The following is a 26386-nucleotide window of genomic DNA, read 5'->3' on the forward strand; positions in this document are numbered from 1 at the left end:
CGTCGTCCACGGCCCCGAAGGCGCGCAGCAGCCCGGTCGCGGCGTCCATGGCGGGGCGGGGCGGCTGCTCGAGCAGGGTCAGCCCCTCGCCGCCGGGCGCGCCCCAGGCCGCCAGGTCGAGGGCGAACGACGCCAGGTCCGCCGTCGCGATCTCGGGCGCCGGGTGCTCGTCGAGGCGCGCGTGGTCGGTCTCCGACCAGCAGCGGTAGACGCGCCCCGGCGCCTCGCGACCGGCCCGCCCCGCGCGCTGCTCGGCCGACGACCGCGAGACCCGCGTGGTCACCAGCGCGCCGAGGCCGCGGGCCTGGTCGGTGCGCGGCTCGCGGGCCAGCCCGGAGTCCACCACCACGCGCACCCCCGGCACGGTCAGCGAGCTCTCCGCCACGGACGTCGTGACCACGACGCGGCGCGTGACCGACGGCGTCAGCGCGCGCTCCTGCTCGGCCCGGGACTGGCGACCGAACAACGGCAGCACGTTCTCCCCCGCCAGCCGGCGGGACACGCCGTGGATCTCGGCCTCGCCCGGCACGAACACCAGGACGTCGCCCTCGTTCTCGGCGCACGCCCGCCGCACGACGTCGGCCACGTGGTCCAGCAGGCGCGGGTCCACGCGCCCGCCCGGGAGCAGCGGCGTGGCGACCGGTGGCGGCGTCCACTCGACCGCGACCTCGTGCCGCGCCGCCGTCGCGGTGACCACCGGCGCGGGTCCGTCCGCGCCGAGCGCCCGGCTCAGCCGGACGGTGTCCGCGGTGGCCGAGGTCGCGACCAGCGCCAGGTCGTCCCGGAGGTTGGCGCGCACGTCGAGGCCCAGCGCGAGGAGCAGGTCCGCGTCGAGGTGCCGCTCGTGGCACTCGTCGACGACGATCGCGGACACGCCCGGCAGCTCCGGGTCCTGCTGCAGCCGCCGGACGAGCAGCCCGGTCGTCACGACCTCGACGCGCAGGTCCGGGCCGCCGCTGCGCTCGCCGCGCATCGCGTGCCCGACCCGCCGCCCGAGCGGCTCGCCGACGAGCGACGCCAGCCGCGTCGCGGCCGCACGGGTCGCCAGGCGGCGCGGCTCGGCGACGACGACCGTGCCGCCGAGCGCGTCGGCCAGCGCGAGGGGCAGCAACGACGTCTTCCCGGAGCCGGGCGGCGCGACGAGCACGGCGGTGCCGCGCGACCGGACGGCGTCGACCGTCGGGGACAGGGCCGTCCGCACGGGCAGGTCCGCGCCGGGCACCGACACGTCAGGAAGCAGCACGCCCCGACGCTAACCGATCCTCGCGACGTCGCCCGCACGGCACCGCCCCGCCCCCTGGGCCAGGGGCAGGACGGCGCCGGGGATCAGCTCCGCGGGCAGACGTCCTTCGACGGGGCGCGCGTTGCAGGAACCTGCAACGGGGACCGGGTGGGGTCGGCGCACGATGGGTCCGTCCACGGACTCACGCCGTTCACGTTCCTCGGGAGCCGCATGATCGCGCACAGTTCCTCGCACGACCCGCTCGCACGGCTCCGCCGGCGTGCGGGGCTGACCCAGGAGGAGCTCGCCGAGCGGGCCGGCGTCGCCGTGCGGTCGATCAGCAACATCGAGCGCGGCGCGGTGGGGCGGCCGCGGGTCAGCACGCTGCGCGCGATCGGGCTCGGACTCGGCCTCGACGGGGTGATTCTCGTGTTCGAGACGGACCTCACGCAGATCTGGAGCGTCGAGCGGCGCCGGCGCTACGGTCCCCAGCTGGCCGGGATGGCCGTCCAGGGCGTGCTGCTGGCGGGGACCCTGCTCGCCGAGGTGCTGTGGCGGGACGCGCCGCTGCTGCGGCTGCTCGTGCTGCTCAACCTGGCCACCCTGGCGTCGAGGAGCGGACGACGGACCCGTCCCGGTGGATCAGGTCGAGCAGGTGCACCGGTTCGTCGCCGAGCAGGTGGCTCACCAGCAGGGCGACGGACTCGGGCACCCCGCCGGCACAGCCCCGCAGGTCGATCACGAGACGCCGCACGCCCTGCAGCAGCGTGAACGCCGCCGACGCCGCGGGGCCGACGTACTCGGGCGGCAGGACGAGCGGCCCGACGGTGAGCAGGCCCACGTTGCCGTCGAGGCGGCGCACCTCGCTGATCGACGGGCCGTCCTCCCGCGCCAGCGACGCGAACCAGGCGCGCACCTCCTCGTCGTCCTTCTCCGGCGGCACGCCGTCGGGGTAGTGGCCCACCCGCAGGTGCCGGTCCCCGTTGACCGACCGGAGGGCGGCCGTGGCGGCCTCGGCGAACGCGGGCTCGTCGGTGCTCTCGACGGCGAGCCGGTCGAGCACGTCGGCGATGTCGGACGCGACGTCGGGGAAGACGTAGTGGGTCCGCACGAGATCCTTGACCTCGCTGATCAGCATGCGTGGAGTCACGAGGGCCCGGCGCGCCACGTCAACGAAAGATCCTGCGAGAATGCGTGCCCGTGACCCACGGAGCGCGCCCGATGATGCACACGTTCCACCTGGCCGAGCTGCCGCCGGCCGTGACGGCCCGGGCGCTGCTGCGCCCGCCGTCGGCGGGCACGACGCCCGGCCTCGACCACGCCGAGTGCCTCGCGCTCATGCGCCTGGGCGCGCCCACGGTGTCGCCCGACCGCCTGCAGCTGCGGCGGGTCGCGGTGTTCGCCCAGTGGCGCGACGAGGAGTCCGTGGACCGCTTCCTCGCCGAGGACCCGCTCGGCCGGCACCTGGCCGCCGGCTGGCACATCCGCCTGGAGTACCTGCGCCGTTGGTCGACGCTGGCCGCGCTGCCCGGTCTGCCCGCCCGGGCCGGGTCCTGGGGCCCGGAGGAACCCGTGGTCGCGGTGACCGTCGCGCGGATGCGGCTGCCCGAGGTGCCCCGCTTCCTGCGCTGGGGCAAGCCCGTCGAGCGGCAGGTGCGCGGCCATCCCGGCACGACGCTCGCCCTGGCCGCGTTCCGGCCGCCGCGCACGATCGCCACGTTCTCGGTGTGGCGCACGGTGCGGGAGATGGAGGAGATGGTGCGCGGCCGGTCCGCGCCCGCCGACCGGCGCCACGCGGACGCCATGGCCGAGCGGCGGCGCCGCGACTTCCACCACGAGTTCGCCACCTATCGCTTCCGTCCGCTCGCGGAGCACGGCACGTGGGAGGGCCGCACCGGGATCGTCCCGGCCGGCTGACCCCCGCGCGGCAGGTGCGGTCAGACCAGGCCGGCGTCGCGGACCCGCAGCGCGATCGTGACGCGGTTGTCCGTCTCGAGCTTGAGGAAGATGCGGGTTACCGTCGCCTTGACGGTGGCGACGCTGACGAACAGCCGCGCCGCGATCTCCGCGTTGCTCGCACCGCGGGAGATCTCCAGGGCGACGTCGAGCTCACGCGGTGTCAGGACGTCCAGCCCGGCGCGCGCGGCCGCCCGCTTCGCGTCGTCGGCCGTGCCGGCGGTCGCCGCCGTGATCACCTGACGAGCCACGGTCGGCGACATCACGGGCTCGCCGGCGGACACGGACCGGATCGCCGCGATCACCTTGTCGGGTGCCGCGTCCTTGAGGACGTAGCCCGACACGCCGGCGGCGAGGGCACGCAGCACCAGGTCGTCGACGTGGAACGTCGTCAGCATGATGATCGCGGGCGGGTCGGGCCGCCGAAGCAGGTGCTCCGCCGTCGTGACGCCGTCCTGGTGCGGCATGCGGACGTCCATGAGCACCACGTCGGGAGCCAGGTCGCGGGTCGCGGTCTCGGCCTCGATCCCGTCGGCGGCCTCGCCGACGATCTCGATGTCGCGCTCACCGCCGAGGATCAGGCCGAGGCCCCGGCGGACGAGCGGGTCGTCGTCGACGAGCAGCAGGCGGATCACGCGGTCACGCTCCATGGCAGGGATGCCTCCACGACGAACCGGTCGCCGTCGTCGCGATGAGTCAGGGTTCCGCCGAGGAGCGCCGCCCGCTCGCCGAGCCCGATGAGTCCTAGCCCGTCGGAGGATACGGGCACCGTGCCCGTCCCCCGGGTCGCGTTCGTCACGCGGACCTCGACGGAGGCCCCGGACGCGCCGCTCAGCTCGACGGTCACGGGTGCGCCCGGCGCGTGCTTGCGCGCGTTGGTCAGCGCCTCCTGCACGATCCGGTAGACGTGCCTGCCCACCTGTGGAGGCAGCTGCTCCCCGTGCTCGAGCGCCGAGCGGTACACGACGCGCTGGCCCGCCTCCTGCACCTCGGAGACGAGGGCGGGCAGGTCGTCGAACGAGGGCTGCGGGCCGCCGAGCGGGTCCTCCTCGCGCAGCGAGCCGAGGGTGCCGCGCAGCTCCTCGAGCGAGGCGTGCGCGTTGTCCCGGATGACCGCCGCCGCCTGGCGGACCTCGTCGGCGGTCAGGTCGGTGCGGTGCGCGAGCGCGCCGGCGTGGAGGGACAGGAGCGAGAGCCGGTGGGCGAGCACGTCGTGCATCTCGCGCGCGATCCGCGCCCGTTCCCCGGCGCGCGCCCGCTCCAGCCCGTCGCGCCGCTCCGCCTCCCGCCGCCGGTCCTCCGACGACGCGAGGTCCCGCGTGCTCCGCAGGTACAGGCCGAAGCCCACCAGGCACGCGATCGTCACGGCGCCGCCGATCGCGGCCACCAGGGTGGGCACCTCCCAGCCCGAGTCGAGGTACGAGGTGCCGACGAACGCGAGCCACAGCACGGTGCCGGCCCCGGCGGTACGCCAGGCGTCGCGGTGGGTGGCGAGCGACACGAGAGCCACGAACGCGGCACCCGTGACCGAGCCGGACTCGACGGTGAGGAGAGCGGTCACGACCGCGACGGTGAACGGCAGGCGCCGGCGCCACCGCAGCAGGACCAGACCGACCGCTCCGAGCGCCACGTCGAGGCCGGCCCGCGGCAGCTCGGCGATGCCCTGCGCGACGATGAACACCCAGCCGAGCCCGACCAGGACCAGGGGCGTCGCCGCGATGGCGTAGCGCAGCAGCTCCTGCCGGCGGGTGAGCGGTCTCATCGCGACCGATCGTAGGCAGCCGGTACCGACCGCGACCAGCGACCTCGGTCGACAGGTGCGTAGACCGACGTCGACGGTCCCGCCGGCACCACGCAGACCTGCCGCCCAGGGCCTGGCCCGCGGTCCGTAGCACCCGCGTCCGGCGACCGCTGGACTGGAGCCATGATCACTTTCGACCACCTCACCAAGAGATACGGCGCGACCCTCGCGCTCGACGACGTCTCGTTCGAAGTGCCGGCGAGCTCGGTCACGGGCTTCCTCGGGCCCAACGGTGCGGGCAAGACCACCGCGATGCGGATCCTCCTGGGCCACACCCGCGCCACCTCCGGCCGAGCGACGATCGACGGGCGGCAGTACGCGGCGATCAGCAACCCCGCGGCAACGGTGGGCGCGCTCCTCGACGCCCAGGCGGTCCACCCCGGCCGCACGGGGGCCGAGACGCTGGCCCTCGCCGCCGCGGTCATCGGTGTCGACCGCCGACGTGTGGGCCAGGTGCTCGATCTGGTCGGCCTCTCCGTCGCCGAGAGCCGGCGCACCGTCAAGGGCTACTCGCTCGGGATGCGCCAGCGCCTCGGGATAGCGCAGGCCCTCCTGGGCTCACCGAGGGCGCTCGTGCTCGACGAGCCGGCGAACGGCCTCGACCCGCAGGGCATCCGCGCCGTCCGCGACCTGCTGCGCGCCGTGGCGGACGCCGGGTGCGCCGTGCTGCTGAGCTCCCACCTGCTGCACGAGGTGGCTCAGCTCGCCGACCGCGTCGTCATCATCGGCCGCGGCCGCATCCTCGAGGACACCACGATCGACGACACCACGGCGCAGGACCTCGAGACCCGCTACTTCAGCCTCACCTCGACCGAGGATCGGAGCGCCGCATGAGCAGCACCACCCTGCCCTGGACCGGCCGGCTCCCCGGGGACGTGTCGCCCTCGCGCACCGTGCCGTTCGCGCGGCTGGCCACCGTGGAGATCCGCAAGCTCACCGACACCCGGACAGCACTCGTGCTCCTGACCCTGCTCGTGCTCGGTGCGGTCGGGGCGATGATCGTCCGCACCGTCGTCCTCGCCCAGGACGTCCCGGGCGTCCAGGACGTCGCCACCGGCACGGGGCCCGTCCTGAGCCTGTTCCTGCCGATCCTCGGGATCGTCTCGGTGACGAGCGAGTGGAGCAGGCGCACCGCGCTCACGACGTTCGCCCTCGAGCCGCGGCGCGGGCGGGTGCTCGCCGCCAAGGCCGTCGCCGCGACGGTGGTGGCGGTCGCCACCAGCGCCCTGATGATCGCCGTCGCCTACCCGACCACCGCCGCGAGCGCCGCGCGCGGCACGGAGCCGAGCTTCGCGCTCGACCCGGTGGCCCTGGTCGGCTGGACGGCGACCAATGTGCTGTTCACCCTGTGCGGTGTCGCGCTGGGCGCCCTGCTGCTCAACGGCGCGGCGTCGATCGTCGTCTACCTCGTGGCCTCGATCGCCTGGGGGTTCGTCGGACTCACCGGCGAACTCGGCAGCACGCTCGCGCGCTGGTTCGACCTGAACGGCACCACCGTCCCGCTGGCCGACGGCGAGATGAGCCCCGAGGCGGTCGGTCCGCTCCTCGCCTCGATCGGGCTGTGGGTGGTGGTGCCGTTCCTGCTCGGTGTTCTCCGGGTGAGGCGGATCGAGCTGCGCTAGCGGCACGCAAGGACGGCCGGAGCCGTCCGCCGACGCGAGAGGGCCACGCGCCCAAGGGGTGGGAGTACCCGCTGTCAACTCTTCGGGACGCGAGGAGCCTCCGCAGGCACGGTGTCTGCGGAGGCTCCTCGTCACGCGCGTGTGTGGTCGCCACCGACTCCGGTCAGTGGCTCGTGTTCACGAACCACGCCCTCTTCTCCGCAGCTACCCCCTGGAGAACATGCAGCGCATACTCGATCCCGGAGGCGTCGGTGTTGAGGCGGACGTTCTCGTAGACCTCGTTCTCCGACGGCTGCTCCGAGTTCTCCAGCCCAGGAATGATGTTGATCACGGTGGACTGCCCGGAGTTCAGCGTGAGCACGAGGATACGGCTCCCACCAGGTCGTGGTTCCAGCCGGGCAGAGCTCAGCGCGTCGTAGCTGAATGTGTCCTCCGTGGCAGGCCCGAAGGTCCCCTGCCGGAAGTTCGACGGGACACCGAACGCACGGACACCCAGATCTGTCATCAGGTACACCTGCATGGTCATGTGCGTGTACCACCACGGCCCTCCGGTGATCCGGGCGCGGCGGTAGTCGCCGTGCGGGCTCGTCACAACGACCCGCGCGATCACGTCCCGCCACGAGACGCGGTACTTCCTCAGAGCGTCGTCGACCAGGATCGTCGTATCAGCGCGCAGCCAGGATTCCATCTCCAGGTCGCTCGGACGCCTGGACTCGAGCATCGTGCTCCACCGCCGGTACTCGACCTCGAGGAGCTCCAGGCGGTTCGCGGCGTCCTGCCGGAGAGCGTCGACGATCCGCTGCGCGGCATATCCCCGGTACCAACCGCGCACCGCTGCAGGTGTGGTGAAGAGCGAGATGACGAAGAACAGGACCGTCGCAGCGTCCGCCTCGGAGAACACCGCGACCAGGAGTGCAACGGCAGCAACACCCAGGGCCAGGACGCAACGAGCGGCCGCCACGCCGTCGAACGACGCCACCTGGCGCGCGCGAAAGGTCCCTTCGGCCCATCGGCGAGCGGCGTCCTTGGCGAAGTACCTGCTCATCCACCGAACCGAGCTGTTCGTGACGGATGGATCGTCGACATAGGCATACGCCAGGTCCTGCTGGAGGAACTGCCTCATGCCGTGTGTCTCGGCCAGCCATGCCTCCGCGGTGATTCCCTCGGGCCGATACTTCTTGAAGTCGGCGTCGAAGTTCCGTCGAAGATTGACGGTGAACCAGGTGCTCGGCTTCTGCTCCGGCGTCTCGTGCCGCTTGTCCAGGACCGCCGCCGCGCTGTGGAGAGCCCGCCAGGCGAAAGCGTCTCTGACACCGATCACGCCACCGAACCCGACGACGACGAGCGCGACGATCGCCGTCGGATTGAGGTTGCCCAGAGCCCCGATCACGAGAAGCAGTGCGGTGAGCGCCGCAGGAAGTGACGCCAGGATCGCCGTCGCGCGTCCGGCGGTCCCGTCCGCCGGCGTCGACACCTCCGCGACCCGCGGCCGTGCCGGCACCGCATGGAAGTAGGCCCAGGCCCGGTCGACCCTGCCGTTTGCGTACCTCTCCGCCCGCGCCCGCTCCACGATGTCACGCCAGACGTGTTCCTTGGCCACCCCCGACAACACGTTCTCCAGGTGGTATTCGATCTCGGCGCGGCGCTCCTCCGGAAGGACGGAGAGGCTGCTGACCACGCTGCCGGCGTCGCCCTCGCCCTTCAACGCGTGCCGGACCAGCAGGCCCACCGTACGAAGGGGCTCCGCGTACCGACCCGCTTCGCGTTCATGGCGGGCCGACTCGGCGACATCGAGAACACGGTCCCGTTCCTCCCGCGACAGGTCGCGCACCGAACGCATGCTGAACATGGACAGCAGCCAGAAGTACCGGACCTCAGGCGTGTCGAGCCCCGCGAACCTCGCGTTGCTGATGTGGTGCTCCGCTTCCCTCGGGAGCCTCCCCTCCAGGCGAAGGCGTCCCGCCTCGAACTGCTTTTCCGGTGGGTCCTCACTGTTGACCTGGTACAACGTGCTGTGGATATGCACCGTGCTGTCATTGATCACGCCCGCCTGCATGCCGACAGTCGATCCATCGGCGGCAACGTTCTGGACTCCGCCTGCGCCGTCTGCCGCCGCATCGTTCGGAGGCCCGACGGGTGCTCCGTTCTGCCACGCCCCGCCAGGTGCACCGCTCTGCCACGCACCGGCCGAGCTCATGCCAGGTCCTGCACTGCGTCGGCGAGGTCCTTCGTCTTGTCGGCGACATCGGTGACGTCCGCCAACAGCCCGCTCAGGCGCTTCAGTGCATTCAGCGCCTTCTTCGGAGCGCGGGGTGCGGCGGTCAACGCTCCTTCTGCCGTGACGACCTCCCTCACCGCGTCCTGGTGTGTCTCCTCGTCGATCGCCCCGTCGGCGTGTCGCTCGTCGACGAGCGCTCGCAGCTCGCGCAACGCCTCCACGACGTCGAACGGCCCGCTGGCCTGCTGAGACCCTGCCGACAGGTGCACCGTGCCACCCGAGATCACGCCGCCCATCTGTCCCACCACCCCGCCGGACACCGTGTTGGTGACGCCTCCGCCGATCGAGATGTCGCCGGGCTTGCTCTCTGCCATGACGTCCTCCTTGGACTCGTTGACAAGTTCCGCCGCGAGTTCCACGGCGAAAGCCGCGGCGTTCGCCGCGGCTCGTGGCTGCCAGTTCGCATCGTTCGTCGTCGTCTTGTGTCCGTCGGCGCGGTCGCTGATCCCCCGGATGATCGCGACGGGGGCGCTGTTGAGATGGCCTGCCTGAGCAATGCCGGCAGCCTCCATCTCGATCGCCGTGGCGTCGTTGAAGTGCTCGCGGATCCACCGCGCTTCCCTCGAGACCCGCGAGTTCTGCACGATCTCGCCGGCGGCGATGGCACCGAACCGCACCGTGGGCGCATCGATCCCCTCGCCCAGCCGACGGGTCCACGTCCCCGTGCGCTCCAGGTGGTGCGCCACCTGGCTCACTGCGTGGGACGTCTCCCACGTCCGCGGGCGCCCCTTGAGGCCGTCGTCCTCGCTCGTGCCTCCCTGATAGGCGTAGACCCGGTCCGCGACGACGACGTCCCCCAGCGAGATCCCGTCCCAGAGCGCCCCGGCGATGCCCGTGAACACGACGGCCGCAGGCTCGAACGACTGGATCGCACGTTCTGCCAGCACCGCGGCGGACTGGTTACCGACGCCGGTCAGACCGAGCGCGACCCGACATCTCGACTCCGGGACATGCCCGATCTCGAACCGGGTCCCGGCACCGTGACGGCGCAGCTCCACGTCGGCCAGATGCTCTCGGACCGCGGCGTACTCCAGGTTCAACGCGGTCAGTACGACGACCAGATCAGACATCGCTGCTCCTCTACGACTCGGTCGGCACGGGACGCACCATCGGTGGGTAGAGCACCGTTCCTCCTCCGGCTCGGAACAGCCGAGCAGGACGCCCCGCTGCCATGCGCCGCACCGATCCGGCCGGCTCGACGAAGCCGGGAATGTTCTGAACCTTGCGGTAGAAGTTGCGCGGGTCGAGCGAGCATCCCCACACCCCCTCGTAGACGTGCTGCAACTCCGTGAGCGTGAAGGTCCTGCCACAGAAGGCCAACGCCAGGGATGTGCGCTCCAGCTTGGAACGCGCGCGCTCGACCGCGTCACGAACGATCTGCCGGTGGTCGAAGGCCAGCGAGACCTTGCCGGACAGGACATCCTCGACCGGGACCCACGCGGCATCGGAGGCATCGGTGCCGGCGCTCGGCTCCGGCAGCCCCGGAGCGATCGCCATATAGGCCACCGACAACACACGACCGCGTGGGTCGCGCCCGGGCTCGCCGTAGGCTGCCAGCTGTTCGACGTGCAGACCGGAGGCGTCAAGGTCCGCCTCCTCTTTCAGCTCGCGTAGCGCAGCGTCATAGATCCCCTCCCACTTGTTGTTGAGGAAGCCGCCGGGCAACGCCTGGGTACCAGCCTGCGGTTCCTCGCCCCGCTCGATCAGCAGCACGTGGAACACCGACGCCCGCATCGTCAGGATCACGATGTCGACCGCGACCTGGATCTCCGGCGGTTCCCATAAGTCACTCGTACCCGACATGTCGCCCTCTCTTGTAGATCTGACAAGAATGATAGTCAGGTCAGTCGCGTCACAACAAGTACCCGCAACGGTTCCCCTGACGGGGCTGCGGTGTGTTCGTCGACCGCGTCGCACACACCCAGCCCTGAGGACGGCCCCGCAGACCCAGACCTCTGGATCGGAGCGTCAGTACCCACGCTGCGTTCCGGGCCGGGCGCGCCCTCGAGCCGAGCAAGCTTCTCGTGCTAGCCTGGAGCCATCACGATCAGCCCGTTGCCGCAAGGCGCGGGCTGATTTTCTTTTCCCGGGAGGACCATGGCGGAGTATGCGAAGCCGTGGCTGTCCGTCGACGAGCAGATCGACCGACTGGCGGGCCACGGAGTCGGGATCGAGGACCGCGGCAGAGCCATGTCGGTGCTCCACTCAGTCGGCTACTACAGCCTCACCGGCTACCTTTACCCGTTCCGCGCGTCCGAGCAGCACATCGACAGCGACGGCCGCACGCGGATCCGCGTGCTCAGCGACTACCGGGCAGGGACGACGCTCCGACACGCCGAGGACATCGTCGACTTCGACCGGCGACTACGGATGCTGGTCATGGACGGCGTCGAGCGCATCCAGGTCGCGGTCCGCATGCGAATCGGCTACGCGCTCGGCAGGAGGTCCCCTTCTCCTACGAGGACCCGAACTGCTTCACCGAGGCGTTCACCACCGAGAGCACTGACGCCCGGGACCCCGCACCGAGCAGGCACGTACAGTGGCTCCAACGCGTCAACGGCAGGAAAGCCAGCTCAGACGAGCAGTTCGTCAAGCATTTCCGGGAGAAGTACGACGACCGCATGCCGGTCTGGGCGCTCACCGAGATCCTGGAGCTCGGCCACCTCTCCGTGCTCTACCGCGGCATGCACCAGCAGGACGCCGAGGAGATCGCCCTGGCGTTCGGGGTTCCGACAAAGAAGATGATGGCCAGCTGGCTCGCCAGCCTGAACTACGTCCGCAACGTCGCGGCGCACCACTCCCGGTTGTTCAACAGGAAGCTCCAGCACGCGCCAACTCGCCCGAAGGCGGGGCAGACCCCTGTCCTCGACCACCTACGGGACGAGAAGACGGCCAAGGGCGTCTTCGGGACCTACAACGCCCTCGCCGTGATCGCCTACATCCTGCCGTCCGTCGACGCCGATTCGAACTGGGCAAAGCAACTGGCAGCGCTGCTGCGGACGTTCCCGGAGTCGCACGCCCTGACAATCGCGTCGACGGGGGCTCCGCAGGGCTGGGAGTCGCTCGACCTCTGGCGCGGCTGACCTCCCCCGGACTGTCAGTGGGTGCCGCACGTCAGCGGCACGTCCACCAGGGCGGAGGCGCCGAGGGCCCTCAGGTCCTCGGCGCCTCCGTCAACTGCACCCTCTGCGGGCGACTCCTACCAGCCCCGCTCGGCCAGCCGCACCGGCGCCGGCTCCTCCTCGACGTTGATGCCCACCATCGCCTCGCCCAGGCCGCGGGAGACCTTGGCGATGACATCGGGGTCGTCGTGGAACGTCGTCGCCTGGACGATCGCCTTGGCGCGCTGCTCCGGGTTGCCCGACTTGAAGATGCCCGAGCCGACGAACACGCCCTCGGCGCCGAGCTGCATCATCATCGCGGCGTCCGCCGGGGTGGCGATGCCGCCCGCGGTGAACAGCACGACGGGGAGCTTGCCCGTCGTCGCGATCTCCTTGACGAGCTCGTACGGCGCCTGGAGCTCCTTGGCCGCGACGAACAGCTCGTCCTCCGGCAGCGCCGTGAGGCGGCGGATCTCCTGGCGGATCTTGCGCATGTGCGTGGTCGCGTTCGAGACGTCGCCGGTACCGGCCTCGCCCTTCGAGCGGATCATCGCGGCGCCCTCGGTGATGCGGCGCAGCGCCTCGCCCAGGTTGGTCGCACCGCACACGAAGGGAACGGTGAAGTTCCACTTGTCGATGTGGTTGGTGTAGTCGGCGGGCGTGAGCACCTCGGACTCGTCGATGTAGTCGACGCCGAGGGACTGCAGCACCTGCGCCTCGACGAAGTGGCCGATGCGGGCCTTCGCCATGACGGGGATCGAGACGGCCTCGATGATGCCGTCGATCATGTCGGGGTCGCTCATGCGCGACACGCCGCCCTGCGCGCGGATGTCCGCGGGCACCCGCTCCAGCGCCATGACGGCGACCGCGCCCGCGTCCTCGGCGATCTTCGCCTGGTCGGGCGTGACGACGTCCATGATGACGCCGCCCTTGAGCATCTCGGCCATGCCGCGCTTCACGCGCGCGGTGCCGACCGTGCCCACGGAGTTCTCGCCGGTCACGGATTCAGTCACGGTTACCTCGCATAGTTCTCGGCAGAGTTCTTGCCGGTGGTTTCGACGCCGGTCGTCCCGGGCGCGGTCGGCGCCCTGAACCCATGTTATCGCCCGGTTACGGTCGTCCCCGAGCCCGTCCCGCCCTGCGGGCACCCGCCCGTCCGGTACGCGTCCCGCACCCGGCCGCTCAGCCCGCCGTCGGCTCCAGGGCGTGCGGCAGCACGTCGTCGAGCTCGACCGTCCGCGGCATGGGCGCACGCCCCGCCAGGCGCAGCAGCCGCACGTACCAGAGGCGGCGCACGCGCCGGGCCTGCGCCACCGCCTCGTTGTGGAAGCGGCGCGCCAGCGTCGCGCGGTACCAGGCGTCGCCCAGCGCGGCGACGACCTCGCTGGAGGAGCCCGCGAGCAGCTCGTCGGCGGTCTCCGGGGCGCCGAGCACCTCGCGCAGCGTCGCCGTGAGCCCCGACTCGGCGCGCTCGCGGTCGGCCCCCAGGCCGTCCATCTGGAGCGCGGCGGCGGGCGAGGTGACCGGCCCGGCGTCGGAGGCGGCGTAGGCCGCGTCGGCCACGAGCACGGCGCTCGCCGGGTCCAGGGCGCCCGACGCCGCGAGCTCCACCGCGGCCGACGCGCGCCGCACGAGCTGCGCGTCGAGCGCGATCCGGGAGGCCGCGACCTTGCGGTGCAGGCGGTCGAGGCGCGAGGCCCCGCGCCAGGCGAGCACCAGAGCGACCGCCAGGACGACCAGGGCGACGAGCGCCGTCTCGGACCAGCTCATGCGTCCCCCCGCACACGCCGCGGGAACAGCCCCATGACGCGGCCGACGACGTCGCCGCCGATCGCGTGGTCGGCGGCCAGCGTCATGTCGTAGACGGCGAGCACCTGCTCGGTGACCACCGACCAGTCGAACCGCTGCACCCAGCGCGCGGCATGGGCGCGGTAGGCGTCGCGACGCGCGGGGTCGGCGAGCAGGTCGAGCACGGTCGCGGCGAGGTCGGCCGGGTCGCCGTTGCGGAACAGGGCACCGGCCGCGCCGTCGTCCAGGACCCGCTGGAAGGCGCCGAGGTCGCTCGCCACGACGACGGACCCCGCGCTCATCGCCTCCACGAGCACGATGCCGAAGCTCTCCCCGCCGGTCTGCGGTGCGACGTACAGGTCGGCGGAGGCGAGCAGCGCGGCCTTGTCGGCGTCGGACACCCCGCCGAGGAACTCGACGGACGCGGCCCGGTCGCCGAGACGTTGCCGGGTCTCGGCGACGGCCCCGTTGCCCCGGCCGGCGACGAGGAAGCGGGCGCCGGGAACCCGGTCGAGGATGGCCGGCACGGCGCCGACGAGCACGTCCAGGCCCTTGCGCGGCTCGTCGAGCCGGCCGAGGAACGCGACGGTGGGTGCCTCGGGCGTGCCGGTCCACTCCGGCCGGCGGGGGCTGCTGGCGAACACGTCCGCGTACACGCCGTTCGGGATGACGACGGCGTCGCCGCCCAGGTGGTCCACGAGGGTGCGCCGGGCGTCCTCCGACACGGCGATGCGGGCGGCGATCTTCTCCAGCGACTGCCGCACCAGCGGGTAGGCCACCTGGAGCGCCCGCGAGCGGGTCTGCGAGGTGTGGAACGTGGCCACGACGGGCTGCGTGGCCTGCCACAGCGCGAGCATCGACAGCGACGGCACCATCGGCTCGTGCAGGTGGACGATGTCGAACGGGCGCCCGTCGATGCCGCCCTCGAGCCAGCGCCGGACGCGGTTCGCGGTCACGGGCCCGAAGGTCAGCCGCGCCACCGAGCCGTTGTACGGGACGGGCACGGCCCGCCCGGCGGCGGTCACGACGTCGGGCAGCTCGGTGTCGTCGCTCGACGGCGCGAGCACGGAGACCTCGTGCCCGGCGGCCTGCAGCGCCTCGGCGAGGTCGCGCACGTGGAACTGGACGCCCCCCGGGGCGTCGAAGGAGTACGGGCAGACGATGCCGACCCGCAGGTGGCCGCGCCGCCGGGCCGGACTCACCCCGTCGCACCCCCGGAGGCGCGCTGCCGGGCGGGCCCGAGGTCGGCCACGAAGACCCGCTGCAGCATGTGCCAGTCCTGCGTGTGCGCCACCAGCGTGCGGGAGAGCTGGTCGACCCAGCCCTGGGTGAGCAGGCGGACCTGCTCGTCGCGCGGGCGGGCGGCGTCCGGCTCGGGCAGCGGCGGGAAGAAGTGGATGACGATGCCCCACGGCGTCCCGGCGGCCCGCCGCCGCGCACCGTGCAGCCGCTCGTACCAGATGCCGACCGCCGACACCGGCACCCCGGCCTCGAGGGCGAGCAGCGCGGGCCCCGCGGCGACGCGGGCGCGGTGGCCCGCGAGATCGACCTCGACACCGGTCGAGGTCAGGTCGCGGTCGCTGAGCAGCGGGATCAGGCGGCCGCCCTCCTTCGCGCCACGCACCAGGGCGCCGAGCACGTCACCACCGCCCAGCGGCAGCACCTCGATGCCGAGCGCGTTGCGGAACCGCACGAACTCGTCGAAGAGCTCCGCAGGCTTCAGCCGCTCGGCGACGGTGAGCACCCCGGCGAGGTTCTGCGACCCGTAGGCGCCCGCCAGGTCCCAGTTGCCGAGGTGGCCCAGCGCGAGGGACACGGCGCCGCCGTCGGCGATCACCGGGCGCACGTGCTCGTCGTAGCCCTCGACGCGCACCCGGGCGCGGAGCTGGTCCGGGGTGACGCCCTGCAGCGTGAACGCCTCGCGGAAGTAGCGCATGTAGCTGCGCATGCCCGACCGGGACAGCCGGCGCACCGCTGCCTCGTCGAGCTCGGGGCGCACGCGGGCGTAGTTGGACTCCATGCGCCGCACGGCCTTGCCGCGCCGTAGCCAGGTGACGTCGGCGACCGCGGTGAACACCGCGCGCAGCAGCGGCTCGGGCACCCTGGTCGCGTGACGCCAGGCGAACGTGTAGAAGTCGGCGACGTTCACGAGGCCTCGCCTCCCGCGGCCGCGGCAGGCTCCTGCGTGCCCGGCGCCGACGGCGCGAGCTGGCGCCGCACCGTCGCCATCCGCTGCAGCACGGTGACGAGGCTCGCGAGGGCGAGCAGCGTCAGCACCACCTCGAGCACGACGACCGGCAGCCCCACCTCGACGAACGCGTACGGCACGAGGGCGAGCACCAGCCGGTCGGCGCGCTCGGCGATGCCCACCTGCGCCGTCGCGCCGACGCCCTCGGCCCGGGCCCGCGCGTACGGCACGACGCTGCCGAGCACGAGGCACGCGAGCGCCGCCGTCGTGCCCCACAGGCCGGTGGCCTCGTCGGGGTGCAGCACGAACCACAGCGTGATCCCGGCGAACACCGCGCCGTCGGAGATGCGGTCGAGCGTCGAGTCGAGGAACGCGCCCCAGGGACCGGACCGGCCCGAGAGACGCGCCATGACGCCGTCGAGCGAGTCGAACAGCACGAAGAACCCCACCACCAGGCCGCCGGCGAGCGTGTGCCCCGTGGGGAACAGCGCGAGCGCCGCGACGGTGACGATCACCGTGCCCGCGACGGTCACGGCGTCGGGCGAGACGCGCAGGGCGAGCAGGAGCCGGGCCAGGGGCGTGAACAGGCGCGTCATGAAGGAGCGCAGGCCCCGCAGCATCAGTTCTCCTTCGTGTCCTCGACCGTGTCGTCAACCGTGTCCCAGGCCTCGGCGAGCCGACGGCGGGTGTCCGCGAGCAGCTCCGGCAGCGCCTTGGTCTGCGCCACGACCGGCAGGAAGTTCGCGTCGCCCAGCCAGCGTGGCACCACGTGCTGGTGCAGGTGCGCCGCGATGCCCGCACCGGCCACCTCGCCCTGGTTGATACCAAGATTGAAGCCTGCGGGGGCGTAGACGGCGCGCGACACGCGCACGGCGTGCTGAGTCATCCGCGCGAGCTCGGCCGTCTCGGCCTCGTCGAGGTCCGTGTAGTCCGAGACGTGGCGGTACGGCAGCACCATGAGGTGCCCCGAGTTGTACGGGTAGAGGTTGAGCACCACGTAGCACCGCTGCCCGCGGGCGACGACGAGGCCCTGCTCGTCGTCGCCCTGCGGGATGCGGCAGAACGGGCACTGCCCCACGCTCGAGTCGGCGGGCTTGTCCTGCCCGCCGATGTAGACCATGCGGTGCGGCGTCCACAGCCGCTGGTACCCGTCCGCGGGCGGGCCGAAGTCCGCCCGGTCCTGACCGGTCGGCTCCATCAGGCCTGCTGCGCCCGCTCGGCGACGGCGGTCACGATGCGCTCGACGGCGTCCGCCACGGGCACGCCGTTCTCCTGCGTGCCGTCACGGAACCGGAACGAGACCGCACCGGCCTCGGCGTCCTCGCCGCCCGCGATGAGCGTGAAGGGCACCTTCTCCTTGGACGCGTTGCGGATCTTCTTGGCGAACCGGTCGTCCGACAGGTCGACCTCGACGCGCACGCCGCGCGCGGTGAGCTGCGCCGCGACGTCCTTGACGTAGTCGTCGAACGCCTCGGCCACCGGCACGAGCTTGACCTGGACGGGCGCGAGCCAGGCGGGGAACGCGCCGGCGTAGTGCTCGATGAGCACGCCCATGAACCGCTCGATCGAGCCGAACTTGGCCGAGTGGATCATCACCGGCTGCTGCCGGGTGCCGTCGGCGGCCGTGTACTCCAGGCCGAAGCCCTTGGGCTGGTTGAAGTCGTACTGCACCGTGCCCATCTGCCAGGTGCGGCCGATCGCGTCCTTGGCCTGGACCGAGATCTTCGGGCCGTAGAACGCGGCGCCGCCCGGGTCGGCCACGAGCTCGAGGCCGGTCTCGCGGCCCACCTCCTCGAGGATCTTCGTGGCGGCGGCCCAGTCCTCGTCGGACCCGACGAACTTGTCGGGCTTGGAGTCGTCCCGCGTGGACAGCTCCAGGTAGAAGTCGTCGAGGCCGAAGTCGCGCAGCACGGAGAGCATGAAGTTCAGGAGGTGCTTGACCTCGCCCGGCGCCTGCTCGGGCGTCACGTACGAGTGCGAGTCGTCCTGCGTCAGGCCGCGCACGCGGGTCAGGCCCTGTACCACGCCCGACTTCTCGTACCGGTACACCGAGCCGAACTCGAACAGGCGCAGCGGCAGCTCACGGTAGGAGCGCCCGCGCGAGGCGAAGATCAGGTTGTGCATCGGGCAGTTCATGGCCTTGAGGCGGTACTTCGACCCCTCCAGGTCCATCTCGGGGAACATCGTGTCCGCGTAGTACGGCAGGTGGCCCGAGGTGTGGAACAGCCCGTCCTTGGTGATGTGCGGCGTGCCGACGTAGGAGAAGCCCTCCTCGATGTGCCGCTGCCGCACGTAGTCCTCCATGACCCGCTTGATCACACCGCCGCGGGGGTGGAACAGCGGCAGGCCGGAGCCGACCTCGTCGGAGAAGCTGAACAGGTCCATCTCGGTGCCGATGCGCCGGTGGTCGCGCCGCTCGGCCTCGGCCAGGCGGTCCAGGTACGCCTTGAGCTCGTCCTTGCTCGGCCACGCCGTGCCGTAGACGCGCTGCAGCATCGGGTTCTTCTCGCTGCCGCGCCAGTAGGCGGCCGCGCTGCGCATCAGCTGCACGCCGTTGCCGATGAGGCGGGTGCTCGGCAGGTGCGGGCCACGGCACAGGTCCTTCCAGACCACGGTCTCGCTCTCGCGGCCGGCACCGCGCACGTTGTCGTAGATGGTGAGCTCGGCGCCGCCGACCTCGACGTTCTCACCGTTCTCGTCGTCCGAGCCGCCCTTGAGGCCGATGAGCTCCAGCTTGTACGGCTCGTCCGCGAGCTCGGCGCGCGCCTCCTCCTCGGTGACGACGCGGCGGCGGAAGGTCTGCCCCTCCCGGATGATGCGGCTCATCGCCTTGTCGAGCGCCTTGAGGTCCTCGGGCGTGAACGGCTTCTCGACGTCGAAGTCGTAGTAGAAGCCGTCCGTCACCGGCGGGCCGATGCCGAGCTTGGCGTCCGGGTTGACCTGCTGGACCGCCTGGGCCAGCACGTGGGCGGCGCTGTGCCGCAGCACCGCGAGCCCGTCCGGCTCGGAGATCGTGACCGGCTCGACCTTGTGCCCGGCCGGGATCTCCCGGTCCAGGTCCCACAGCTCGCCGTCCACCCGCACGACGACGACGTCGCGGCGCTCGCCGAACAGCTGCGTGCCGGTCGTCGTCTCCGTGGTCGTCGTCGCCTCCGTGGGGCTCTCAGCCGGGGTGAGATCGGTGGTGCTGGGCGGCGATACGACGTCGGACACGACGGTGCTCCTAGGAAGAGGGACGAGAAACGGATCGAGGGGCACCGTCGTCGCCGACGGTGCCCCTCGATCGTACCGACCGCACGTCGCGGGCGCCGCAAGCGCGGGCGCGACGGCGGCGTGTGCCGCGGGCGGCTGCTCAGCGGCCCTCGTGGCCGCGCTGCTCGCCGCGGTGCTCGCCCGCCTGCTCGGCGGCGCGGCGCTCGGTCTGGCGGCCTTCCTCCTGCTCGTTGCCGCCCCAGTCCTTGGCGCGGTCACCGAGCTGGTCGATGGCGCCGTCGGCCTGGTCGGGCGCCATGCCCTTGAGCCTGTCGGTGGCCGCGTCGACCCGCTCGTCCGTGAGCTGCTCGCGTGCCTTCTCGACGTTGTCCTTGTCCGTCACGAACTCCTTGGCCTTGTCGAAAAGCCCCATGGTCCGACTCCTCTCGTCAGGCACACCACGGTGCGCCCCCTGCGGCGACGACGGGGACCCGCCGTCGGTTCGAACCTACGCGCGCGCACGGTGGTGCGCACGGCAGCGAGGCCCGCGCCCGGTCGCGAAACGTGACACACGTCGCGTATACCGCGAACCGGAGTGGCGCGCTCGGCGGGCGCCGCAGGCGTCTCGTACCGTCACCTCGTGGAGAACCTGGAGTTCCTGACCATCGCGGTCGTCGCGGCCACCATCGTCATCGCCGTCACGGCCCTGGCCCCGCGCGCGGGGGTCGCCTCCCCGCTCGTGCTCGTGGTGCTCGGCGCCGGCTTCAGCCTGCTGCCCTTCGTACCCGCCGTCGAGGTGCCTCCCGAGCTGATCCTCGCCGGCGTGCTCCCTCCGCTGCTCTACTCGGCCGCCGTCGGCCTGCCGTCCATGGACTTCCGCCGCGACTTCACGGCGATCGGCGGGCTGTCGGTGCTGCTCGTCGTGCTCAGCTCGGTGCTCATGGGCCTGCTGTTCCGGTGGCTCGTGCCCGGCGTCGACCTCGCCACCGCCATCGCGCTCGGCGCGATCGTCAGCCCCACGGACGCCGTCGCGACGTCCATCGTCAAGCGCCTCGGCGCGTCCCCGCGCAGCGTGACCATGCTCGAGGGCGAGTCCCTGCTCAACGACGCGTCGGCCCTCGTGCTGCTCCGGTCCGCGATCGCGGCGACGGCGGCGTCGGTCAGCCTGTGGGAGGTCGTGGGCGACTTCGTGTACGCGGCGGGCGTCGCTGTCGCGATCGGCGTGCCCGTCGGCTGGATCGGTCTGCGCATCCGCAAGCGCCTGCAGACCGCGGCGCTGAGCACCGCCATGTCGTTCGTCGTGCCGTTCGCCGCCTACCTGCCGGCCGAGGAGCTGCACGCCTCCGGCCTGGTCGCCGTCGTCGCGGCGGGCCTGGTCACCGGCAACGGCGCCGCCCGGCACCTGCGGCCGCGGGACCGCATCGCGGAGCGGTCCAACTGGCACACGGTGGAGCTGCTGCTCGAGGGCGCGGTGTTCCTCGTCATGGGCCTGGAGCTCTTCGCACTGGTCGAGGACGTGCACGTCCAGCACGGGTCGGTCTGGCGGGCCGTCGTGGTCGCGGGCGTCGCGAGCGTCGCCATCCTCGTGGTGCGTACCGCGTTCGTCACGCCGCTGATCGGCATCCAGGCCCGCAGGGCCCGGCGCGGTGAGGCCGTGCGGGCCACCCTCACGGCCTTCCAGGACCGGCTCGACGAGCGGGCCGCCACGGTGTCGCGCACCGCCGACACGACCGAGGACACCGGCCCGACCGGACGACGCCGCAAGGGGCGCCGCTCGACCGCCGAGCGCATCGACCGTATCCAGGACGTCGTGCGGCGGCGCCGGGCGGACATCGACTACGACCTGTCCCGCCCGCTGGGCTGGCGCGAGGGCACGCTGCTGGTGTGGGCGGGCATGCGCGGCGTGGTGACGCTCGCCGCGGCGCAGACGCTCCCCCCGGAGACGCCCAGCCGCTCGTTCCTCATCCTCGTCGCGTTCGGCGTCGCGTTCGGCACGCTGCTGGTCCAGGGCAGCACCCTGCCGTGGGTGGCCCGCCGGCTGGGTCTCGTCGGCCAGGACACGGCGAACGACCTGCCCGCGCTGCGCCGCGACACCGAGCAGGCCGCCCGCGCGTTCCTGGAGAGCCCGCGCCGGCCCGACGGCTCGCGGTACGACACGGCCGTGGTGGCCCGCGTGCGCAAGGACATGGTGCGCGAGCACGAGTCGCAGGACGAGGACGCGGTGCTCGACAAGGAGCGCTTCGCCCAGTACCGGGAGCTGCGCCTGGCCACGATCGCGGCCCAGCGCGAGGAGCTGCTCGCGGCGCGGGCGGCCGGTACGTACGACTCGGCGCAGCTCGGCAAGCTGCTCGACCTGCTGGACGCCGAGCAGATCGCCGTCGAGATGCGCAAGGGCCGGGCTCCCCTGCGCGAGGCCGAGCCGGAGCGCTAGCCTCCGTCGACGTGACGGACTACACCCCGCTCCACCTCGACTGGCCCGGCTGCCTCAACGTGCGCGACCTGGGCGGCATGCCGCTCACCGGCGGCGGCACCGTGCTGCCGCGTGCGCTCGTGCGCTCCGACAGCCCGGCGTTCCTCACCGACGACGGCGTGGCCGCCGCGCGGGCGTACGGGCCGGTGCGGGTCATCGACCTGCGCCGGCCCGACGAGACGGCGCTGTTCCCGAGCCCGCTCGCCGACCAGCACCTGCCCGTCCAGGGCCCCGGCGACCCCGAAGAGGGTCCGTGGGTCCACCTCTACACCGGCCTGCTGGACCGGCGGCCCGAGCTGTTCGCGCGCGCCGTGGCCGCCGTCGCCGACGCCCCCGAGGGGCCCGTGCTGGTGCACTGCGCCGCGGGGAAGGACCGCACGGGCCTGGTCGTGGCGCTTGTCCTGAGCGTGGTGGGCGCGGAGCCGGACGCGATCGGCGCCGACTACGAGGAGACCAACGCCCGGCTCGCGCCCCGGTACGCGGCGCTCGACCCCGACCGCGCGATCCCGGCGGGCCGGGAGACGGACCCGACGCGGGCCGTGATCCTCGGCGCCCTGGCGCACCTGCGGGCCGAGCACGGCTCGGTGGAGGCCTACCTGACGGCGGGCGGCCTGACCCCGGGCCACATCAGGGCGCTGCGCGCCCGCCTGGCCGGCTGAGGGCTGCGGCCCCCGCCCGATGCCCCGCGGCGACGGGCGTCGAGAACGACCTGCGGGACACTTTCGGGCTCCGATCTGTCCCCGAGGTCGTTCTCGGAGCGGACCCCGGACGGGGTTCATGCAGAAAGCCCCGGACCGTGATGGTCCGGGGCTGCTGGTGGGCGATACTGGGATCGAACCAGTGACCTCTTCCGTGTCAGGGAAGCGCGCTACCGCTGCGCCAATCGCCCGAGGTGGGTACGGGATTCGAACCCGTGTGTACGGCTTTGCAGGCCGCTGCCTCGCCTCTCGGCCAACCCACCGTGCTCCCACCGATGCGGGTATCGAGCGGATGACGGGACTTGAACCCGCGACCCTCACCTTGGCAAGGTGATGCTCTACCACTGAGCTACATCCGCGAATGCACCCTCACGAGGCCGTCGGCCCCGCGTGGTGACGCTCCGGAAGAGTAGTTCACGAACGGCGTGCCGGTCCAATCGAAATGCCCGCGCCACCTGCACGGGGCTGGGCGCGGGGCTATGTTCGACGGCATGAGCGCCACGGACATCATCCCCGCCCACCTGATCCACCTGCTGCAGAACCCGAACTACGCGTTCCTGGGCACCGTCCGCCCCGACGGCGGCGTGCAGGTCAACCCCATGTGGTTCGACTTCGACGGCGAGACGCTGCGCTTCACGCACACCACCCACCGCGCGAAGTTCCGCAACCTGCAGCAGAACCCTTCGATGAGCCTCGCGATCGTCAACCCCGAGAACCCGTTCAACTACCTCGAGGTGCGCGGGAAGCTCGTCGAGGTCGTCCCGGACCCGACCGGTGACTTCTACGTGCACCTCGGCAAGCGCTACGGCAACCCCGACCAGACGCCGCCCCCGGACAGCGCGGACCGCGTGATCCTCGTGATGAGCGTGGAGCACTACACGACGCAGTGACCGATGAGTCACGGCCGGGGCACCGGTCTCACCGTCCAGGAGCCTGAACAAGCAGCACGACCCAGGACCACGAAGGAGAGACCGGTGCCCGACCTCATGGTGGACCTCATCATCTCGCTCGACGGCTACGCCGCGGCCGAGGGCTGGCCGGAGCTCTGGGGCAGAGGCGGCCCCGAGTACCTCGCCTTTCTCGGCGAGGACGCCGAGACCCGGCACACGACGCTCCTGGGCGCGACGACGTACCGCATGATGTCGGCCAAGCACGGTGGCACCCCCGACGACCCGATGGCCGACCTGCCGAAGATCGTGTTCTCCTCGGTCCTCACCGAACCCCTCGACTGGGCGAACACCGAGCTGGTCACCGGTGACGCCGTCGAGGCCGTCCGGGAGCTGAAGGAGACCCACGAGCGCCCGCTGCGCACGCTCGGCAGCCTGAGCCTGTCCCGCTCCCTGCTCCGGGCGGGCCTCGTCGACACCTTCCGCGTCGTCGTCTTCCCCGTGATCACGGGGGCCTCCGGCAAGGAGCGCGTCTTCGACGGCTACCCGGACGTCTCGCTCGACCTGGTCACGCACCGGATCTTCGACGGCGACCTGCAGCTGCTGGAGTACGTCCCGACGGTTCTGGACGCCCCGCCCGGGGTAGGCCGCTGATGCTGACCGCGATCGCCGACGACATGACCCTGGACGGATTCGGCCGGGTGGCCGCCCTGCCCGCCGCTGCCACCCACGTGCCGTGGGACGGGCCGGCCGTGCGCGTCGTGGAGCATCCCGCCCACTCCCCCGGCCACGCGGCCCTGCTGGTCGAGGAGGCCGGCGTGCTCGCGGCGGGCGACATGCTGTCCGACGTCTTCGTGCCCATGCTCGACGACTTCACCGAGGAGAGCGACCCGCTCACCGGGTACCTGACCGGGCTGGACCGCCTCGCGGGGCTCGGCGACCGGGTGCGGGTGGCCGTCCCGGGGCACGGTGACGTCGCCGCCGGAGCCGACGAGGTGCGGGCGCGGATCGACCTCGACCGCGCGTACGTCGTGGCGCTGGGAGCGGGCCGGACGCCCGACGACCCGCGGCTCGGTCCCGGGGTCGAGCCGGGGTGGGAGTGGGTCGCCGACATCCACGAGGGGCAGGCGCGGAGCGTGGCGCGGTGGCGGGGGCGCGGGTAGCAGGGCGGGACGTGCGAAAGGCCCCGGACCACGTGGTCCGGGGCCTTGCTGGTGGGCGATACTGGGATCGAACCAGTGACCTCTTCCGTGTCAGGGAAGCGCGCTACCGCTGCGCCAATCGCCCGTCGCGCCTGCGAGGTGGGTACGGGATTCGAACCCGTGTATACGGCTTTGCAGGCCGCTGCCTCGCCTCTCGGCCAACCCACCATGCTCGGGTTCTCTGGGCCGAGAGCCCGAGAGAGCGGTGTTCCGAGCGGATGACGGGACTTGAACCCGCGACCCTCACCTTGGCAAGGTGATGCTCTACCACTGAGCTACATCCGCGAAGCCGGTCGTCCTGGGGTTTCCCCCGGTGTTCCGGCGTGATGAACAGTAATCGACCGAGGGGCGAACCGTCCAATCGCGCGCGCCGCCGTACGGTTGTCCCGTGGTCTCCTCTCCCCAGCGCCTGCGCGCGGGCCGCGTGATCGCGCCGGTCGCGCCCCGACCTGGCCTCATGGCCCGCCCGACGCCGTGACGCACGACACCGGCTGGGCGAGCTTCGCGGGCCGTGTCGCCTCCGGCGCCGTCGAGTGCGTGGACGTCCGCGCCGAGCCCGGACGGCTCGCGACGGGCACCTGGTTCGTCGTCGCCGATTTCGAGGGCAGGGCACGCGCGTGGCGGTTCGCCCAGGTGGCCGACGCCGTCGGCCCGGCCCAGGAGGACGGCGACCGCTGGGGCGGGCCGGCGCCCGGTGACTGGGCGACGTCGATGGACCGGGCCGCCTACGAGGCCTCCGTGCGGCGCGTGCGCGACCATGTGCGCGAGGGCGACGTCTACCAGGCCAACATCTGCCGGGTGCTGTCGGCGCCGCTGCCCGCCGACGGGCAGGAACCCGACGCCCGTGCCCTCGCCGCCCGCCTGGCCGCCGGCAACCCCGCGCCGCACGCGGCCGCCGTGCACGTGCCCGCGTCCACCGGCCTGGACCCGGTGTGGGTGGTCAGCGCCTCCCCCGAGCTGTACCTGGCGGTGCGGCGCGGACCGGACGGCACGGTCGTCGAGTCCGGCCCCATCAAGGGCACGGCCCGCACACCGGACGGGCTCACGGAGAAGGACCGCGCCGAGAACGTGATGATCACCGACCTGGTGCGCAACGACCTGCAGACCGTGTGCCGCCCCGGCACCGTCGCCGTGACGTCGCTGCTCGCGGTCGAGGAGCACCCCGGTCTGGTCCACCTCGTCTCCCGCGTGCGCGGCACGGTGCGCGACGACGTCGCCCGCTCGGGCGAGCTGTGGCGCCTGCTCCTGGAGGGGACCTTCCCGCCCGGCTCGGTCTCCGGCGCCCCGAAGTCGAGCGCGCTGCGCCTCATCCGCGAGCTCGAGCCGGTCCCCCGCGGCCCGTACTGCGGTGCGGTCGGCTGGGTGGACGACGGCGAGGCGTCCCTCGCGGTCGGTATCCGCACCTTCTGGTGGGCCGACGGTGTGCTCCGCTTCGGCACCGGCGCGGGCATCACGTGGGGCTCGGACCCGACGGCCGAGTGGCACGAGACCGAGCTCAAGGCGGAGCGCCTGGTCGGGCTGGCGTCGACGGCGGTGTCGGACCCCACGGCTACCGTGGAGGTGTGACCCACGGCACAGCCGCCCTCCCGACGGCGCTCGCGCCCTATGTCTCGGCGGTCGTCCCGTACGACGTCGACATGGGGGCACCGGGCGTGCACCGGGGTCTGCCGGGCACGGCGCTGACGTTCGAGCTGCCCCTGGACGAGCCGATCGATGTGTCCTGGGCCGGGCAGGAGGGGTCGCGGCGACGTGCGTGGTCGTGCGTGTCCGGGCTGCACACCCGGCCCGCTGCCATCCGTCACGACGGACGCCAGCGCGGCGTGAGCGTGTCGCTGACCCTCCGCGGCGCCCGCGCCCTGCTCGGCGTGCCGGCGGGCGAGCTCGCCGGGGAGCTCGTCAGCCTGCCCGAGGTCGCGCCGCGGCTCGCGCACCTGCCCGAGCTGCTCGCCGGGCTGCACATGATCGGCGCTGCCGCGCTCAT

Annotated in this window: 24 protein-coding genes, 6 tRNA genes and 3 pseudogenes; 12 read left to right on the forward strand and 21 right to left on the reverse strand. The window is 72.5% G+C overall.

Features of this window, described 5'->3' with window-relative positions; genetic code table 11:
* Positions 1 to 1243: helicase-related protein (locus HLB15_RS13175; protein ID WP_171106230.1), on the reverse strand; the 1243-nt coding region annotated here is incomplete at its 3' end.
* 210 nt (positions 1244 to 1453) lie between these two features.
* Between HLB15_RS13175 and relB the strand changes: the two are divergent.
* A pseudogene (relB, locus tag HLB15_RS24990) lies at positions 1454 to 1630 on the forward strand (type II toxin-antitoxin system RelB family anti-toxin); the annotation flags it as partial.
* A 181-nt stretch (positions 1631 to 1811) separates the two neighbouring features.
* Here relB and HLB15_RS24255 read toward each other — a convergent pair.
* The gene (locus tag HLB15_RS24255) at positions 1812 to 2360 is read right to left on the reverse strand and encodes a S41 family peptidase (RefSeq protein ID WP_229785284.1); all 549 of its coding nucleotides are present in this window, start codon (positions 2358 to 2360) and stop codon (positions 1812 to 1814) included.
* 62 nt (positions 2361 to 2422) lie between these two features.
* On the opposite strand from HLB15_RS24255, the gene HLB15_RS13185 reads away from it, so the two are divergent.
* Positions 2423 to 3139 carry a hypothetical protein gene (locus HLB15_RS13185; RefSeq protein ID WP_229785282.1) on the forward strand — a complete coding sequence of 239 codons (717 nt, stop codon included), beginning with the start codon at positions 2423 to 2425 and terminating at the stop codon, positions 3137 to 3139.
* A gap of 20 nt (positions 3140 to 3159) precedes the next feature.
* On the opposite strand, the gene HLB15_RS13190 is transcribed toward HLB15_RS13185, so the two are convergent.
* Together HLB15_RS13190 and HLB15_RS13195 are read right to left on the reverse strand one after the other, a co-directional pair.
* A complete protein-coding gene (locus tag HLB15_RS13190; protein ID WP_171106232.1) occupies positions 3160 to 3828 on the reverse strand; it encodes a response regulator transcription factor in 669 nt (222 codons plus the stop codon).
* A complete protein-coding gene (locus HLB15_RS13195) occupies positions 3810 to 4940 on the reverse strand; it encodes a sensor histidine kinase (RefSeq protein WP_171106233.1) in 1131 nt (376 codons plus the stop codon). The genes HLB15_RS13190 and HLB15_RS13195 overlap by 19 nt, the downstream gene beginning before the upstream one ends.
* Before the next feature lie 162 nt (positions 4941 to 5102).
* On the opposite strand from HLB15_RS13195, the gene HLB15_RS13200 reads away from it, so the two are divergent.
* Both HLB15_RS13200 and HLB15_RS13205 read left to right on the forward strand, forming a co-directional pair.
* Entirely contained in the window at positions 5103 to 5813 is a 711-nt protein-coding gene (locus tag HLB15_RS13200; protein WP_171106234.1) for an ABC transporter ATP-binding protein, read from the forward strand.
* A complete protein-coding gene (locus HLB15_RS13205) occupies positions 5810 to 6601 on the forward strand; it encodes a hypothetical protein (protein WP_171106235.1) in 792 nt (263 codons plus the stop codon). Before HLB15_RS13200 ends, HLB15_RS13205 begins: the two co-directional genes overlap by 4 nt.
* 163 nt (positions 6602 to 6764) lie before the next feature.
* Here the strand turns inward: HLB15_RS13205 and HLB15_RS13210 are convergent, their stop codons facing one another.
* Genes HLB15_RS13210 through HLB15_RS13220 form a run of 3 tightly spaced genes read right to left on the reverse strand, consistent with a single transcriptional unit; the run spans position 6765 to position 10682 of the window.
* Positions 6765 to 8798, reverse strand: a complete 2034-nt coding sequence (locus tag HLB15_RS13210; RefSeq protein WP_171106236.1) for a hypothetical protein — start codon at positions 8796 to 8798, stop codon at positions 6765 to 6767.
* Positions 8795 to 9949 carry a 5'-methylthioadenosine/S-adenosylhomocysteine nucleosidase family protein gene (locus HLB15_RS13215; protein ID WP_171106237.1) on the reverse strand — a complete coding sequence of 385 codons (1155 nt, stop codon included), beginning with the start codon at positions 9947 to 9949 and terminating at the stop codon, positions 8795 to 8797. The genes HLB15_RS13210 and HLB15_RS13215 overlap by 4 nt, the downstream gene beginning before the upstream one ends.
* 10 nt (positions 9950 to 9959) lie before the next feature.
* The gene (locus tag HLB15_RS13220; RefSeq protein ID WP_171106238.1) at positions 9960 to 10682 is read right to left on the reverse strand and encodes an NUDIX hydrolase; all 723 of its coding nucleotides are present in this window, start codon (positions 10680 to 10682) and stop codon (positions 9960 to 9962) included.
* A gap of 387 nt (positions 10683 to 11069) precedes the next feature.
* Between HLB15_RS13220 and HLB15_RS13225 the strand changes: the two are divergent.
* Positions 11070 to 11962, forward strand: a pseudogene (locus HLB15_RS13225) (Abi family protein).
* Positions 11963 to 12078: 116 nt separating this feature from the next.
* Here the strand turns inward: HLB15_RS13225 and pdxS are convergent.
* From pdxS to HLB15_RS13265, 8 genes are all read right to left on the reverse strand, one after another.
* Positions 12079 to 12993: a pyridoxal 5'-phosphate synthase lyase subunit PdxS gene (pdxS, locus tag HLB15_RS13230; RefSeq protein ID WP_171106239.1), complete on the reverse strand. Its 915-nt coding sequence runs from the start codon at positions 12991 to 12993 to the stop codon at positions 12079 to 12081.
* 169 nt (positions 12994 to 13162) lie between these two features.
* On the reverse strand, positions 13163 to 13750 hold the full coding sequence (locus HLB15_RS13235; protein WP_171106240.1) for a hypothetical protein: 588 nt from the start codon (positions 13748 to 13750) through the stop codon (positions 13163 to 13165).
* Positions 13747 to 14943 carry a glycosyltransferase family 4 protein gene (locus tag HLB15_RS13240; RefSeq protein WP_171106250.1) on the reverse strand — a complete coding sequence of 399 codons (1197 nt, stop codon included), beginning with the start codon at positions 14941 to 14943 and terminating at the stop codon, positions 13747 to 13749. Before HLB15_RS13240 ends, HLB15_RS13235 begins: the two co-directional genes overlap by 4 nt.
* A 23-nt stretch (positions 14944 to 14966) precedes the next feature.
* Positions 14967 to 15917: a phosphatidylinositol mannoside acyltransferase gene (locus HLB15_RS13245; RefSeq protein WP_171106241.1), complete on the reverse strand. Its 951-nt coding sequence runs from the start codon at positions 15915 to 15917 to the stop codon at positions 14967 to 14969.
* A complete protein-coding gene (gene pgsA, locus HLB15_RS13250) occupies positions 15914 to 16576 on the reverse strand; it encodes a phosphatidylinositol phosphate synthase (RefSeq protein ID WP_171106242.1) in 663 nt (220 codons plus the stop codon). The genes HLB15_RS13245 and pgsA overlap by 4 nt, the downstream gene beginning before the upstream one ends.
* Positions 16576 to 17154 (reverse strand): HIT family protein, encoded by a 579-nt coding sequence (locus HLB15_RS13255; protein ID WP_171106243.1) that lies wholly within the window; start codon positions 17152 to 17154, stop codon positions 16576 to 16578. Before HLB15_RS13255 ends, pgsA begins: the two co-directional genes overlap by 1 nt.
* The gene (gene thrS / locus HLB15_RS13260; RefSeq protein WP_171106244.1) at positions 17154 to 19169 is read right to left on the reverse strand and encodes a threonine--tRNA ligase; all 2016 of its coding nucleotides are present in this window, start codon (positions 19167 to 19169) and stop codon (positions 17154 to 17156) included. Before thrS ends, HLB15_RS13255 begins: the two co-directional genes overlap by 1 nt.
* A 139-nt stretch (positions 19170 to 19308) precedes the next feature.
* Positions 19309 to 19581, reverse strand: a complete 273-nt coding sequence (locus HLB15_RS13265) for a hypothetical protein (RefSeq protein ID WP_189086996.1) — start codon at positions 19579 to 19581, stop codon at positions 19309 to 19311.
* 207 nt (positions 19582 to 19788) lie between these two features.
* Between HLB15_RS13265 and HLB15_RS13270 the strand changes: the two genes are divergently transcribed.
* Together HLB15_RS13270 and HLB15_RS13275 are read left to right on the forward strand one after the other, a co-directional pair.
* Positions 19789 to 21579: a cation:proton antiporter gene (locus HLB15_RS13270; RefSeq protein WP_229785280.1), complete on the forward strand. Its 1791-nt coding sequence runs from the start codon at positions 19789 to 19791 to the stop codon at positions 21577 to 21579.
* 11 nt (positions 21580 to 21590) lie between these two features.
* A complete protein-coding gene (locus HLB15_RS13275) occupies positions 21591 to 22277 on the forward strand; it encodes a tyrosine-protein phosphatase (RefSeq protein WP_212759843.1) in 687 nt (228 codons plus the stop codon).
* 155 nt (positions 22278 to 22432) lie between these two features.
* Here the strand turns inward: HLB15_RS13275 and HLB15_RS13280 are convergent.
* From HLB15_RS13280 to HLB15_RS13290, 3 genes are all read right to left on the reverse strand, one after another.
* A tRNA-Val gene (locus HLB15_RS13280) sits at positions 22433 to 22507 on the reverse strand.
* Position 22508: 1 nt separating this feature from the next.
* Positions 22509 to 22579 (reverse strand) — tRNA-Cys (locus HLB15_RS13285).
* Between the two features lie 24 nt (positions 22580 to 22603).
* A tRNA-Gly gene (locus HLB15_RS13290) sits at positions 22604 to 22675 on the reverse strand.
* Positions 22676 to 22807: 132 nt separating this feature from the next.
* Between HLB15_RS13290 and HLB15_RS13295 the strand changes: the two genes are divergently transcribed.
* The 3 genes from HLB15_RS13295 (at position 22808) to HLB15_RS13305 (ending at position 24366) form a co-directional block, all read left to right on the forward strand.
* On the forward strand, positions 22808 to 23206 hold the full coding sequence (locus HLB15_RS13295) for a PPOX class F420-dependent oxidoreductase (RefSeq protein ID WP_229785279.1): 399 nt from the start codon (positions 22808 to 22810) through the stop codon (positions 23204 to 23206).
* Between the two features lie 84 nt (positions 23207 to 23290).
* A complete protein-coding gene (locus tag HLB15_RS13300) occupies positions 23291 to 23857 on the forward strand; it encodes a dihydrofolate reductase family protein (protein ID WP_171106246.1) in 567 nt (188 codons plus the stop codon).
* Positions 23857 to 24366: an MBL fold metallo-hydrolase gene (locus HLB15_RS13305; protein WP_171106247.1), complete on the forward strand. Its 510-nt coding sequence runs from the start codon at positions 23857 to 23859 to the stop codon at positions 24364 to 24366. Before HLB15_RS13300 ends, HLB15_RS13305 begins: the two co-directional genes overlap by 1 nt.
* Before the next feature lie 49 nt (positions 24367 to 24415).
* Here HLB15_RS13305 and HLB15_RS13310 read toward each other — a convergent pair.
* From HLB15_RS13310 to HLB15_RS13320, 3 genes are all read right to left on the reverse strand, one after another.
* Positions 24416 to 24490, reverse strand: a tRNA-Val gene (locus HLB15_RS13310).
* Positions 24491 to 24502: 12 nt separating this feature from the next.
* Positions 24503 to 24573, reverse strand: a tRNA-Cys gene (locus HLB15_RS13315).
* Between the two features lie 45 nt (positions 24574 to 24618).
* Positions 24619 to 24690 (reverse strand) — tRNA-Gly (locus tag HLB15_RS13320).
* Between the two features lie 189 nt (positions 24691 to 24879).
* Here HLB15_RS13320 and HLB15_RS13325 point away from each other — a divergent pair.
* Positions 24880 to 25971: a chorismate-binding protein gene (locus HLB15_RS13325; protein WP_171106248.1), complete on the forward strand. Its 1092-nt coding sequence runs from the start codon at positions 24880 to 24882 to the stop codon at positions 25969 to 25971.
* Positions 25968 to 26386 (forward strand): annotated as a pseudogene (locus HLB15_RS13330) (hypothetical protein); the annotation flags it as partial. The gene HLB15_RS13325 and the pseudogene HLB15_RS13330, both read left to right, overlap by 4 nt.

The organism is Promicromonospora citrea (assembly GCF_013004695.1).
Classification (GTDB): Bacteria; Actinomycetota; Actinomycetes; order Actinomycetales; family Cellulomonadaceae; genus Promicromonospora; species Promicromonospora citrea.

Bases quoted from the DNA above. Each gene is read 5' to 3' on its own strand.
- HLB15_RS24255 (WP_229785284.1), bottom strand. From the start codon at position 2,360: ATGCTGATCAGCGAGGTCAAGGATCTCGTGCGGACCCACTACGTCTTC.
- HLB15_RS13190 (WP_171106232.1), bottom strand. From the start codon at position 3,828: ATGGAGCGTGACCGCGTGATCCGCCTGCTGCTCGTCGACGACGACCCG.
- HLB15_RS13195 (WP_171106233.1), bottom strand. From the start codon at position 4,940: ATGAGACCGCTCACCCGCCGGCAGGAGCTGCTGCGCTACGCCATCGCG.
- HLB15_RS13200 (WP_171106234.1), top strand. From the start codon at position 5,103: ATGATCACTTTCGACCACCTCACCAAGAGATACGGCGCGACCCTCGCG.
- HLB15_RS13205 (WP_171106235.1), top strand. From the start codon at position 5,810: ATGAGCAGCACCACCCTGCCCTGGACCGGCCGGCTCCCCGGGGACGTG.
- HLB15_RS13210 (WP_171106236.1), bottom strand. From the start codon at position 8,798: ATGAGCTCGGCCGGTGCGTGGCAGAGCGGTGCACCTGGCGGGGCGTGG.
- HLB15_RS13215 (WP_171106237.1), bottom strand. From the start codon at position 9,949: ATGTCTGATCTGGTCGTCGTACTGACCGCGTTGAACCTGGAGTACGCC.
- HLB15_RS13220 (WP_171106238.1), bottom strand. From the start codon at position 10,682: ATGTCGGGTACGAGTGACTTATGGGAACCGCCGGAGATCCAGGTCGCG.
- HLB15_RS13235 (WP_171106240.1), bottom strand. From the start codon at position 13,750: ATGAGCTGGTCCGAGACGGCGCTCGTCGCCCTGGTCGTCCTGGCGGTC.
- pgsA (WP_171106242.1), bottom strand. From the start codon at position 16,576: ATGCTGCGGGGCCTGCGCTCCTTCATGACGCGCCTGTTCACGCCCCTG.
- HLB15_RS13255 (WP_171106243.1), bottom strand. From the start codon at position 17,154: ATGGAGCCGACCGGTCAGGACCGGGCGGACTTCGGCCCGCCCGCGGAC.
- HLB15_RS13265 (WP_189086996.1), bottom strand. From the start codon at position 19,581: ATGGGGCTTTTCGACAAGGCCAAGGAGTTCGTGACGGACAAGGACAAC.
- HLB15_RS13295 (WP_229785279.1), top strand. From the start codon at position 22,808: ATGAGCGCCACGGACATCATCCCCGCCCACCTGATCCACCTGCTGCAG.
- HLB15_RS13305 (WP_171106247.1), top strand. From the start codon at position 23,857: ATGCTGACCGCGATCGCCGACGACATGACCCTGGACGGATTCGGCCGG.